Consider the following 12,044-nt stretch of genomic DNA (forward strand, 5'->3'; position numbering starts at 1 on the left):
CGGCTTAACTGCTCAACTATTCCTAATTTTAGTGCTGCTGATAACTCTGGCTTTTCGCTCATCTAACTACATTACCATATTTTTCGGCTCTCAATCAACTATTTTTTACCTGAATCCTTACGGCAGGCCAACTCACAAATCCCTATAATTTACAAAACAAAGTATATAGGACGCCCGACACCCGACGCTGGTGAAACCCAGTTTTTGAGTGTATTTCTCTTGACTAAAGCCGCGATTTTTTCCTAAAGTTCGCGATCGCACTTTGACCCCTAAAAATCAGGGTTTTTAATGGCAGTAAATGACTAAAACCAAGTTATTTTCCTTAAAAAACCCGATTTATCGCCCCTCGGACGTAAGTCCTGGTAAAATTCTTTGTAACGCTACCAGAAACGTGAAGTGCGCGCGCAGCTACGTTCAGCGCAAAGGTTCGCTGACCATAGATTCTTGCCATTCAGTTGAGACTGGCAACACCGAAGCTACTGGCTGCGGCGGCTTAGCTGCTGTCACTCCCACCAAAACGAACGAAACTGCCATCAAAACGCCGTATAAACTTACAGATAGCTTGCGATCGCCCATTCCCACCCATTGCGGATTCACCAGACCCAGACAAAAAGCCGGCATTGAAAACATAAAAGTTAAAACAAACAAGCTAGACATCACAGCACCTCCGACTCCAGAACTGTACCAGTCAATTACTTCTCTCTTCCATTAACCCATCAAAAATCCGCTGAAAAAAGTTGCGATTGATGATTTATGACTTGCGAAGTATTCCCTGTTACCAAACCATAAAAAAACAGTTAAATCTACTACTTGAGGTAGATGTTAAAAGAATTAATAGCTTTTGAAAAAATCGAAAAATCGCGCTTAAAATAGAAATTAAATTCTTCGCTGAAAATATGCAAGTCCGCTTTAACGTAGTTCGCCAAAATCAAAACGAGGCTCCCCGCGTTCACACTTACACGCTAAACGTGGAAGAAAGCAATACTATCCTCGACTGTCTCAACAGCATCAAATGGGAACAAGACGGCACTTTAGCCTATCGCAAAAATTGTCGCAATACCATTTGCGGTAGTTGTTCTATGCGAATTAACGGACGCTCCGCCTTAGCTTGCAAAGAAAATGTCGGTAGCGAACTCGCAAGATTGGCAAAAATAGCGAATTTTAGTTCAGCAGAACAGCCTGCCGATTTCATCCCAGAAATTACCGTCGCCCCAATGGGAAATATGCCGGTAATTAAAGATTTGGTCGTTGATATGACCAGTTTTTGGGACAACCTGGAAGCAGTTGAACCATATATCAGCACAGCCTCGCGAGCAATTCCAGAACGCGAATTTCTGCAAACTCCCGAAGAGCGATCGAAACTCGACCAAACTGGCAACTGCATTCTCTGTGGCGCGTGCTATTCTGAGTGCAACGCCCGTGAAGTCAATCCCGAATTTGTCGGCCCCCACGCCCTCGCCAAAGCTTACCGCACGATCGCCGATTCCCGCGACAGCGAAACCGAAAATCGGCTCGAAAAATACAACGAAGGTACCGCAGGCGTCTGGGGCTGCACTCGCTGTTATTACTGCAACTCGGTTTGCCCGATGGAAGTTGCGCCGATGGATCAAATTGGTAAGATTAAACAGGAGATTCTCGATCGCAAAGACGACCAAGCCAGTCGATCGATCCGCCACCGCAAAGTCTTAATTAATCTCGTCAAAGAAGGTGGCTGGATAGACGAGCGCAAATTTGGCATCGAAGTAGTCGGAAACTACTTTCGCGACGTTCAAGGTTTGCTGAGTCTGGGCCCGTTGGGTTTGAGAATGATCGCCCGCGGCAAATTCCCGCTGTCCTTTGAGCCTTCCGAAGGTACCGAAACCGTGCGAAATCTGATCGAATCGGTGCAAAGTTTAGAAAATTCGGCAGATTAGCGATCGGCTGTCGTTTTCCGGTAAATTACAAGTTGTGCGATCGGCAATCTTCCCAAAAGTCACTACTCAAAACTCGCAACTCAAAACATTTAAATGACTGCTAAAACACCTCCATCCCCAAAACCGACAACTCCCAATACCCTAAAACCAGTAGAACCAGCTTTTGGCTGGAATACCTACGCCGAAACAATCAACGGACGATTTGCAATGGTGGGATTCGTGGGAATTTTGCTGTTAGAATTTTTCACACGCCAGGATTTTTTCACCTGGCTGGGACTGCGTTAAATTCAGCATAACTCGGTGGATAGCCACTAATGCGTAATATCATGTCCGTTCCAATGACACAGTAAAATTGGTTCGATCGTTTGGACTTCAAGTCCTCATCATCCGAGGCCTGAAGTCCGAACAATCAAACAGCTTTATTCGGGTAATTTGCCCGACATTATATAGGGCTTCTCCCTAAAACACAGTTCATTCAGTTGACAGTTGACAGTTGACAGTTGACAGCTACTTCTACCTGGAAGGAAGAGGATTGGAGTAATGAATCATCTGATTTTAATTTCCCCCTAAAATAGAGAGGCTTTAAACCAATTTTTTGTGGTACAAAAATAGATAATCATCCATTCTTAACCTGAATTCCTGCTTGCAAAACGTGAAAATCGAGTTAAGTCATAGAAATAGATCCTGGATTTAGAGCCAATTAATTTCCAGTTACTTCGCGGATGGTCAAATTGTACTTGCCTTTACCTTTTGGAGGTGGATCGTAAGCATTGACAACTACGCGGTAGCGACCGCTAGCAGACAAGGTAACAGTCAGCTCAGAATTGGAATTTTGCTGCGTGACATCATCATTTTCTCCAAGTAGCTCGCCCTGGGAGTTGAGAATAGCCAGATAAGTATCAAACTCGGTACTTTCTACGGTGACAACCACTTTCTGACCCTGAGTGCCTTCAAAGGTGTACTCGTCGTACAAACTGCTGTCCGATGGCAGTACAGAAGACTTGGTAGTAGTGAGTTCTCCCTTTTGCTCTAAAATGACCTTAGACGATCCCCCAGCAGGACTCGGCGAAGGCTGTACATTTGGAGTCTGAGTTGGCGAGGGCTTTGGAGCTGGCGACGGAGATGGCGACGGGTTGGGGCTTGCTTGAGCTAAAACAGCCTTGTCAGTATGACTCGCATCATGTGAATTTTGAGGAAATTCTGCTGAAACGATCGTGGAACTGCTGTTAGTAACTCCACCTGAATTTGACACTGGTACCGAGAGAGTCGCTTTCCCAGAAAAAATAGCTAGTAGAGCCATTGGCGCGATCGCCCAAAATCTAATTTGACCCATGAATTACCTCGATGTGCAACGAAGAAGGAAGGAAGAAGTCATTAGTCAGTAGTCAGTAGTCAGTAGTCATTAGTCATTAGTCATTAGTCATTAGTCATCAGGAAGAGGGAAGAGGGAAGAAGGAAGAAGGAAGAAGGAAGAAGGAAGAAGGAAGAAGGAAGAAAAATAATTCGACCAATGACTAATGACCAATCCCTCCGCTTCGCTTCGCCCAATGACCTGTTTGGCCAATGCCCAATGCCCAATGCCCAATGCCCAATGCCCAATGCCCAATTTTTAACGGATAGTTAGACTGTAACGACCCCGACCTGAAGCATCATAAGCATTGACAATCACGCGGTAGCGACCCGTAGCTGGCAAAGTAACGCTCAGAAACGCATTTTTAGTCGAATCGCTCGCATCGTCATTTTCTGCCACCAATCGGCCGTTAGGGCCAAAGATAGCCACATAGGGATCGAAATCTGTACTTTCGAGGGAAATCACTACAGACTGACCCGATCGACCTTCAAAAGTATACTCGCGATACAGACTGTTATCAGAAGGCAATACCGCGCCACCTGCGACTAAAGCGCCTTCTTCTTGCAAAATCGCCCGAGAAGGTGCCGTAGGAGCACTCGCTTTCAGTTCTAACGTATAAGCCCCCAACTGCCTAGCTTCGTTGGAATTTGCCAGCAACGTGTAAGTGCCATCTGCTGGTAGCCTGAGTGTAATTCTGGCGTTTTTATTGCCCGCTCCGTTATCATCTTGCGCGATTTCCCGCTCGCCTGGTCCGAGCAAAATTAAATAAGGGTCAATTTCTTGACTCTTCATTTCTATTGTGATTTGCTGGCCCGCTTTGCCCTCAAAGGAGTAGAGGTCAAAAAAGCTGTTGTCTGCGGGCAGAATACTAGACTTGTCGGTAAGTTTGCCCGTGACGGCGGGCCCGTTTAACGCAACTTTTTGAGGTGATTTGCTGCCAAAGGCCGATCGCCTCTGAGCCACGCGGGGAGCTCGCCCTTCTCGCACCGCTGTCAAAAAAGCTGGTACTTTGTCTATGACAATTGCAAAACCGATACCGATATTGCCTCCACCTTGGCCGCGAGTAAAAATAGAAGTATTGACGCCGATTAATTCTCCAGAACTATTAAGCAGCGGGCCTCCTGAATTGCCGGGATTGATGGCGGCGTCGGTTTGAATTAAGCCCCGCTGCGGGTCAATGCGGCTGACAATTCCGACTGTCAAAGTACCTTGAAATCGACCGAATGGATTGCCGATCGCAAATGCTTGTTGTCCGACTTTTATCGAACCGGGACGGGCTAAAGGAATTGTCGGCAAATTGTTTTGACCGCGAATCTTTACCACCGCTAAGTCTAGACCATCTTCGCCGAATCCAACGACATCGGCGACCAGTTTTCTGCCGTCTGACAGAATTATATTCACCGTACCGCCGGCGGAAACAACGTGGGCGTTGGTTAACACCATGCCGTCGGGGCTGATAATTGTGCCACTACCGTTAGATTTAGCTGTATCGACGGTAACAACCGCAGGACTGGCTTTTTCGTAAACCCGAATATTTGTTTGTTCTTCGACATTTTGGGCGATCGCGCCTGGGAAACGCACGGAGTTAAATTCCGCTAAATTTTCCTCCTGCTGTCCGGGGAGCACCTTCACAACCGCAGCAGCCCTGACTGGAACCCCAACTATTAAAATTCCTGATACCGCTAAACTTAGAAGTTTGAAATTCATGATCGTGAATTAGTATTTTTTAACTATCAGCAGGTAGCAGTTAAGTTTTCGGGTTAACTGCTAACTGTGGCCTGTAATTATTTTAAGACTTGGAGAAGGGTATTGATAAATTTAAGCTTGAGATTGCTTTAAGATTTTGCCTGCGGCTGAGTTTTCGGAAAATCGATCGACTTATCGGGCCAGAGTTTTGTTGGCAAACTAAGATCAGCCAGCAGTTTCGACAATTCTCGAATCTTCTGGCGAGCGATCTACAATATACTTAACATTAGCGTCCCGCACCACAGCATCCTCATCGCCATAGAAAAAAGACAGCAAAGCAAAACGCTCACCGCTAATCATCGCCGTCGCTTCATGCAGCAAAGAACACGAAAAAATAATCGCCGTGCCAGAATCCCCTTTATAACCGTGCGGCGCGTACTCCGGGAACCGCAAAAATCCCCCCGTGTACTCCCCCACATTCAAGTTCAAAGTCATCGCAAACCTGCGGTGCAGCGTACCTTTGCTCGTATTGTCGCGGTGCGCCTGAAAATAACCGCCGCTTTGGGCATCATAACAAGCTATCAAATACCGTTCAAACCGAGTAATTTCAAACTGGAAAGCTTTTTTTACTTCCGGTACCACCCTGCGTAGAATAATCGCACTCAATTGTCGCTGCAAATCCTGGTCTTTAATAAAAAAATCTCGACGTTTCTTGAAATTATCGTCGTGAATACCAACAGTTTTCCCGTCTATTTGCCTCATAAAGCCCGAGGGACTGCCACCGTGAGTTTTGTACATATCGATCAAAGCGCCGCAAGAAGCTTTGTCCAAAACGTTAGGAATTACCAAGACGGGGGCGTGCCGAGTAGCCAGTCGGGCTGCCTCGCACGGGGGCAAAGTTTTGAGAAAATCCAATACTTGTTGGGCGTGTTTGTCGCTTTCACCCATCGGCAAAATGTTAATTATCTGAAGGTTTTCGTTAAGAACAAAAGTTTGGGGTGCATAGTGAACTCCGGCAACTCCATTTTGTTCGACATCTCGGCAAACACCGTACTGCTGGCTGATTTTTTTGTCGAAGTCCCAGAAAAAGATGAATGACGGAGCAATTATTGTCGCTCTGTTTTGTTCTTTGTCTGCTGGGTCAACGCTCACTCCGAACAGCGGTACTTGCAAGGTCTTGAATTCTACTGAAAGCTCTTGAAAGCTTTTGAGCATAGCTTGGATTTGCTCAAAAGCTGCGCTGGCAAAGAAAAACAGTACGACTCGGCGGCCGCCAGCCATCGAAAAATGAAATAAGGGGTTATTGCTGGCAGCAATGGAAAACCAAGGCGCCGGATCTCCTATTTCTAGTAATGGCATATTGCTGATTTTAGATTTTAGACTTGAGATTTTATATTTTAGACTATTGTACTTTGGGTTAGTTCCAGAGGTTGTATTTTTTGCGATCGAACCTGACAAAGGTTATTTTACAGGAATACTATTAAATAGATTTAAAGAGTATTTTTTTATTAGCTTTTATTTGTATTTTATACCATTATAAAAAAGCTTGCTACAATAATTTATTGGGGCTTGCTTATAGGTTTATCGAAGCTCCCAGGTGCGTCGCTATGAGATTGTCGATCTTTCTTAAAGATGGTGGATAGCGACACACCCTAAGGCTACGGCTAATGTTGCATGAATTTTGCTTTTTTAGTATTACTTGATTGAGCTGCCTCTAAAATCGGATTTTATAGTTATTTAAACATTATATGGTCTGAGAATAAGTAGATGGGCATCAATAAACGCAACTTGGATTTTTGCCTTGCTGGCGCGAGAAATGTTGAGTTTTACCCACCTACTTATAGCGGTTCTCAAAAAGTGAGGTATGCCCTATGCCCTATGCCCTATGCCCTATGCCCTATGCCCTATGCCCTATGCCGTTCGCGTACCTCATCTTTCTGAGAAAGGCTATATGTTTGCCTATTTGTCGAAACTGGGGGAATTATCCGGTTGGTCTTCCGGGTATTCTACTGGTCGATATTCCACGTAGTCTGACGGCGGTGCTTCCACGTCGCGGTTGCTGGGGCGAGACCTCGACCCTTCCGCAGGACGGGGTTTTTTGGTTCTCGGCGGCGCGTCAGAACTGCGGTTTTCCGAAGCAGGGGGGCGGTTGCTGCGGCTGCGGGTAGGTCTTTCTTCGGGGTTGTCTGAAACGTCCCAGTTGTCAGACCCTTGGGCTGGCGGGGCTTCTGGGCGAGAGGGACGTTTGCGTGAGGACGATCGATCGATCGACTCCCTAGATGTGTTCGCGCTACCGTTGCGATTCGACGAAGGACGGCGGCGGGGCTCATCGTCGTAGGATTCCCGCGAGGAACGATTGTCTTGACTACCTCGAATCCGAGGACGCTGAGGGTAGTCTTCCTCTGCTTCTATCTGGTCGAGGTCGCTATCGTAGCCATCGTAAGCGTAGGCGTTACTGACAGGTCGCTCTTCATCTACATATTGGGAGCGACTTTTAGCTTGGGCTGTGGTAGCTCCCCGCAGTTTGATGCTTTCGGCTGCAAAAAATATGGCGGAACCTGCGAGTAAAAATTGACCGAATGCCAGAATTGGGTCAAGCCGCCATCCTTGAAATAACAGAATACCGCCACAGAGCAAGCCGACTGCTGCAAAAAAAATATCGTGGTCTCGGGCTAGTTTGGGACGCCACGATCGCAGAAAGTACAGTCCTGCCCCTGCTACTGCTAGGATGATCCCTAACAGGCTGCTCAAGTTCAATCCTAAATTGACCATTAGCCTATCTCCTATGTCTTTCCTATGTTAGCGAGTTAGATTTTACATCTATCAATAAGTCTGTTATCCCGACTGTGCTTTCACAGGGCAGCGTCCGGTCAGCCTTTCAGAAGAGGGAAGCGCACCTTATAATAATGAGTTTAACGGGAAAAAACCTCAGCGAAAGCAGTCAACCGAAGGTTTTGCCTTCACAGTTGCTGGTGGCCGAGGTTTCGCAAGCCGGGAAATGCCCGACGTGCAGCCCAAAATTGACTCGCGCGCCGGACACAGAAACCCGCAGACTTTTTAGGTGCGCTTGATTTTGTCTTTTTGGCTGATAAAGATCAGGGCGATGGTTGCTGGAATCACTACTAACGCCACGCCCACCAACAGGCTGTACAGAAAATTCGCGAGTGAAGGAGTCATAGATTCAAAACCTTTGTTACAACAATTTGATTTTTATTAATTTTATCAGCACTCAGTTCTCAGAGCGAAGTTCAGCAACGGATGTTGCAATGGATGTTGGTGATGTAACGGATAGAGGCAGAAGCAATATTTTCCCCCTCCAAAACTCGAACCCTGGCAGCCTCTAACCCTTGAACCCTCTCCATTCCAAGGTCTAAGGCCGGGAAAATTATGCTTGTCTTGTTCGATCGCACCTACAAAACGGTTAGAATTATGAGGCGCTGACTTAACAAAACTTAAGATTTCGAGATAAGACCCATGACTGGTATTACCGTTGCAAGTTGGATTCTGGGCTCTGTCCTAGTGTTGATGACTTTGCTATTTATTTTTCGGATCGTCCTGACTTGGTATCCCGAAGTGAACCTGAGCCGACTTCCCTTAAGTCTGATTGCTTGGCCGACGGAACCTTTTTTAGCCCTAACTAGAAAGATTGTACCGCCGATCGGCGGAGTGGACATTACGCCGATTATTTGGGTCGGTATCTGTAGCTTGCTCCGGGAAATGATTCTCGGCCAGCAAGGCATCCTGACGATGATGATGTAAGAGTCAGTGGGCATGGGGCCTTGGGCATGGGGCATTGGGCATTGGTCATTGGTCATTGGTCATTGGTCATTGGTAGAGGCTTATTTCCAGTTGGCGATCGCACTGGCTACTGCTAGAAACCGGGTTTTTGACCAAATCTGCGGGCTTAAACCTGTCTTTTGGCTCGAACCGGGTTTCTGGACACCAGTGCGTTCAGGACGAAACTAATGACTAATAACTAATGACTAATGACTCATGACTCATGACTACTGACTCATGACTACTAACTATTTTGATTCATAAACTGTTCGACAAAGTTGGTATAAACTTCGCCACTGAGAAATTCGGGGCTATCCAGGATTTTTTGGTGGAAGCTGAGAGTCGTGGGAACGCCGGTGATGGCGCATTCCCGCAATGCCCGTTTCATCCTGCGAATCGCTGAAGGTCGATCGCGCCCCCATACAATTACTTTACCGATTAAAGAATCATAGTAAGCCGGTATTTCGTAATCGGTGTAAACGTGAGAGTCCATCCGCACACCGGGGCCGCCGGGAGGTAAATAACCGCTGATGATGCCGGGATGGGGTCGGAAATTGCGATCGGGATCTTCAGCATTGATCCGGCACTCAATGGCGTGGCCACTGAGAATCACTTGATTTTGCTTGATTTGCAGTTTTTCACCTTGGGCGATGCGAATTTGTTCGGCAATCAAATCCAAGCCTGTAATCATCTCCGTCACAGGATGTTCAACTTGGATGCGCGTGTTCATTTCCATGAAGTAGAACTTGCCCGATTTGTCAAGCAAAAATTCCACAGTCCCCGCACCAGTGTAGTTGATGGCTTTGGCAGCGGCGACGGCGGCGTGACCCATTTGATCTCGAAGTTTCTGCGTCAGCGCGGGACTCGGCGCTTCTTCCAGGAGTTTTTGATGCCGCCGCTGAATCGAACAATCTCTCTCGCCGAGGTGGATCACGTTACCGTAGTTGTCGGCGAGGATTTGGATTTCGATGTGCCGCGGCTTTTCGATAAATTTTTCGAGGTAAACTCCGGGGTTGCCGAAGGCTGCATCGGCTTCGCCTTGGGCTGCATGGAAGAGTTTGGGGAGTTCGGATGCTTCTCTGACTAGCCTCATACCACGACCTCCTCCGCCAGCGGTGGCTTTGACCATCACAGGATAGCCGATGTCGCGGGCGATCGACAAAGCCTCATGTTCGTCTGCCAGCAATCCCCCACTACCGGGAACTGTGGGAACTTTCACCCGCTGCATAGTTTCTTTGGCAGTGGATTTGTCCCCCATCCCTCGCATAGCAGCCGGAGACGGGCCGATGAAGGTAATTTGATGGTCGGCACAAATTTCGGCAAATCGGGCGTTTTCGGCAAGGAAACCGTAACCGGGGTGAATTGCTGCGGCGTTGCGTGTCAGGGCGGCCGAGATAATGTTGGGGATGTTTAAATAGCTTTTGCTACTGGTGGGGGGGCCGATGCAAACGGCTTCGTCTGCCAACTGGACGTGCAGGGCGTGTTTATCTACAGTGGAGTGAACGGCGACCGTGGCAATCCCCATTTCCTCGCAGGTGCGCAGTATGCGGAGGGCGATTTCCCCCCGATTAGCGATTAAAATTTTCGAGAACCCCATCTTCGCTGCTTAATTCACTCAATATTCTGTACAATAATGCCTTTCGGTATGTTCTGGATAATCGTTTTGCAGAAATTGTTCACAAAAATTTATTTTACATTTTGCGGGTAGTTGTGCTATCGTTGTAAATCGGCGGTGCAAAAGGGCAAGTCACAAGTTAAATGTCAGGAACCTCAACCTGTAAATTTTTAACTCGTAACGCGAAAATCCCTGAGTGCCGGAAAAAGCGGATGTGGCGGAATTGGTATACGCGCACGCTTGAGGTGCGTGTGGCATTATGTCCTTGCGAGTTCGAGTCTCGCCATCCGCATTGAATATATAAAACAACTGTTGACGGTTTTTGCTGTTGACAGTTGTTTTATTGGGCGGCGTGAGTCCCAAGAAAAAAATATCGTTACAGGTATTAAGCTGTTGTGCATTTCAATTGAATTTTTTGTGTCAGGCTAAATTGCCTTCTGTGTCAACTTTAGTTTCTGTCTGAGATCCATCATCATTATCTTGCAAGAAACCGTGATACCAAGGTGTTACAATTCCATTTTCTCGCCCTAACCTCACAATTTCCCACAAAAGTGGGTCTTTACTTATTTGATGTTCCAGGATCAGTTCCCAGTAAGTATTTGCTCCTATATCGGTGCGCTCAATTAATCGGTTTTCTCCACCATTCCAGAATCTCTCAACAATCAAACGTTTGGATTGTACTATTTGGTCAATTAATATAAGTTTGGTCGCGACTACTCGATCGGGTTGAAAATCGAGGTATTCAATGGCATGATTGTATTTGGGAATGCAATCTAATTCAATATTCTCATCTGGTTCGAGGTCAAAATACTCTGAGGGTGTTAACTCGACGGATTGCCAATGAATACTGTGATTGAGCTTGTATTCGATCGCGATTTGGATGTTGGGCTCAGTTTTCATCTGTTTTTACCTCTTTTACCTAAATCTCGACCTTCAAAGGCTTTCATAATCTGCCTGTAGGTTTTGGGTTCGATATCTTGATTGTTTAGCATTTCCTCTAATTGATTCGGTGTTTGCTTCAGCAAAAAGTTGATGTCAATACCTTTGAGGTTTGGGTTGCTTCTAAGATCCTTGAGCTGTCCGAGTCCTGCTAATTGAGTTTCTATGGGAACGTTTGGCTGAATACTCACCGTTCACGGATAGCGATATGTCAGTTGTGTTTGTATCATAGTATCATCAGGTATCGATCGTTTGTCAATAGGCCGAATGGGATTAGTTAGGTTCCGAATTTGAGAGTTGGCTGATGAAAAAGGATGGACGCTAAAGGATGTGGCCGATCGATCCGAGGTTCCGTACAGCACAGTCAGGCACTATGCTCGTTCGGAAGGACTAGCAACGGTTGATATCACATCCATTCAAAAGATAGCTCGCACCCTCGATGTTCTGATTGAAGAGTTAATGGATGTTGTTAAAGAATAATAATGAGAATGGTGTTGGATAGTGCCACAATATTTTGGGGAGCGTCATCAGAAAGAAATCCGTCAATATGCAGAAATTATCGCCATGACGGATGATGTGTATACAATAGCTAATTATCTAGAGATTTCTGAAATAATTATCCGCCAAGTAAAAGAACACATATTTATCAAGGAACACGAGCTTGATATTCCGTAAGGATTCAGGTAAAAAATAGTTGATTGAGAGCCGAAAAATATGGTAATGTAGTCAGATGAGCGAAAAGCCAGAGTTATCAGCAGCACTA

General features: G+C 46.3%; 15 protein-coding genes and 1 tRNA gene. 8 read left to right on the forward strand and 8 right to left on the reverse strand.

Annotated elements, in window-relative coordinates; all coding sequences use genetic code 11:
- Positions 1-298: 298 nt before the first annotated feature.
- The 3 genes from K4039_RS25595 (at position 299) to K4039_RS25605 (ending at position 2,198) form a co-directional block, all read left to right on the forward strand.
- Positions 299-712 (forward strand): hypothetical protein, encoded by a 414-nt coding sequence (locus K4039_RS25595; RefSeq protein WP_265239327.1) that lies wholly within the window; start codon positions 299-301, stop codon positions 710-712.
- 184 nt (positions 713-896) lie between these two features.
- Positions 897-1,913 carry a succinate dehydrogenase/fumarate reductase iron-sulfur subunit gene (locus tag K4039_RS25600; protein ID WP_265239328.1) on the forward strand — a complete coding sequence of 339 codons (1,017 nt, stop codon included), beginning with the start codon at positions 897-899 and terminating at the stop codon, positions 1,911-1,913.
- A gap of 93 nt (positions 1,914-2,006) precedes the next feature.
- Positions 2,007-2,198, forward strand: coding sequence for a chlorophyll a-b binding domain-containing protein (locus K4039_RS25605; RefSeq protein ID WP_265239329.1), 192 nt, complete (start codon positions 2,007-2,009; stop codon positions 2,196-2,198).
- A gap of 415 nt (positions 2,199-2,613) precedes the next feature.
- Here K4039_RS25605 and K4039_RS25610 read toward each other — a convergent pair whose 3' ends face one another.
- From K4039_RS25610 to psbX, 5 genes are all read right to left on the reverse strand, one after another.
- Positions 2,614-3,246 carry a pre-peptidase C-terminal domain-containing protein gene (locus tag K4039_RS25610; RefSeq protein ID WP_265239330.1) on the reverse strand — a complete coding sequence of 211 codons (633 nt, stop codon included), beginning with the start codon at positions 3,244-3,246 and terminating at the stop codon, positions 2,614-2,616.
- A 276-nt stretch (positions 3,247-3,522) separates the two neighbouring features.
- The gene (locus K4039_RS25615; RefSeq protein WP_265239331.1) at positions 3,523-4,971 is read right to left on the reverse strand and encodes a trypsin-like peptidase domain-containing protein; all 1,449 of its coding nucleotides are present in this window, start codon (positions 4,969-4,971) and stop codon (positions 3,523-3,525) included.
- A gap of 204 nt (positions 4,972-5,175) precedes the next feature.
- Entirely contained in the window at positions 5,176-6,309 is a 1,134-nt protein-coding gene (locus K4039_RS25620; protein WP_265239332.1) for a redoxin domain-containing protein, read from the reverse strand.
- Between the two features lie 600 nt (positions 6,310-6,909).
- Positions 6,910-7,722, reverse strand: a complete 813-nt coding sequence (locus K4039_RS25625) for a Ycf66 family protein (protein WP_265239333.1) — start codon at positions 7,720-7,722, stop codon at positions 6,910-6,912.
- A 285-nt stretch (positions 7,723-8,007) separates the two neighbouring features.
- Positions 8,008-8,127, reverse strand: a complete 120-nt coding sequence (psbX, locus tag K4039_RS25630) for a photosystem II reaction center X protein (protein WP_193975715.1) — start codon at positions 8,125-8,127, stop codon at positions 8,008-8,010.
- Positions 8,128-8,424: 297 nt separating this feature from the next.
- Between psbX and K4039_RS25635 the strand changes: the two genes are divergently transcribed.
- The gene (locus tag K4039_RS25635; protein WP_265239334.1) at positions 8,425-8,709 is read left to right on the forward strand and encodes a YggT family protein; all 285 of its coding nucleotides are present in this window, start codon (positions 8,425-8,427) and stop codon (positions 8,707-8,709) included.
- Positions 8,710-8,721: 12 nt separating this feature from the next.
- On the forward strand, positions 8,722-8,916 hold the full coding sequence (locus K4039_RS25640) for a hypothetical protein (protein WP_265239335.1): 195 nt from the start codon (positions 8,722-8,724) through the stop codon (positions 8,914-8,916).
- 55 nt (positions 8,917-8,971) lie between these two features.
- Here the strand turns inward: K4039_RS25640 and accC are convergent, their stop codons facing one another.
- The gene (gene accC, locus K4039_RS25645) at positions 8,972-10,324 is read right to left on the reverse strand and encodes an acetyl-CoA carboxylase biotin carboxylase subunit (protein ID WP_265239336.1); all 1,353 of its coding nucleotides are present in this window, start codon (positions 10,322-10,324) and stop codon (positions 8,972-8,974) included.
- Between the two features lie 226 nt (positions 10,325-10,550).
- Between accC and K4039_RS25650 the strand changes: the two genes are divergently transcribed.
- Positions 10,551-10,634, forward strand: a tRNA-Leu gene (locus K4039_RS25650).
- Between the two features lie 128 nt (positions 10,635-10,762).
- Here the strand turns inward: K4039_RS25650 and K4039_RS25655 are convergent.
- A complete protein-coding gene (locus K4039_RS25655; RefSeq protein ID WP_265239338.1) occupies positions 10,763-11,242 on the reverse strand; it encodes a hypothetical protein in 480 nt (159 codons plus the stop codon).
- Positions 11,239-11,472, reverse strand: coding sequence for a hypothetical protein (locus K4039_RS25660; protein ID WP_265239339.1), 234 nt, complete (start codon positions 11,470-11,472; stop codon positions 11,239-11,241). Before K4039_RS25660 ends, K4039_RS25655 begins: the two co-directional genes overlap by 4 nt.
- A 106-nt stretch (positions 11,473-11,578) precedes the next feature.
- Between K4039_RS25660 and K4039_RS25665 the strand changes: the two genes are divergently transcribed.
- A complete protein-coding gene (locus K4039_RS25665; RefSeq protein WP_265239340.1) occupies positions 11,579-11,761 on the forward strand; it encodes a helix-turn-helix domain-containing protein in 183 nt (60 codons plus the stop codon).
- Positions 11,762-11,782: 21 nt separating this feature from the next.
- Positions 11,783-11,956, forward strand: coding sequence for a hypothetical protein (locus K4039_RS25670; protein WP_265239341.1), 174 nt, complete (start codon positions 11,783-11,785; stop codon positions 11,954-11,956).
- Positions 11,957-12,044 lie beyond the last annotated feature (88 nt).

It is taken from the genome of Lyngbya sp. CCAP 1446/10 (assembly GCF_026130175.1).
In the GTDB taxonomy this organism is placed as follows: domain Bacteria; phylum Cyanobacteriota; class Cyanobacteriia; order Cyanobacteriales; family Microcoleaceae; genus Microcoleus.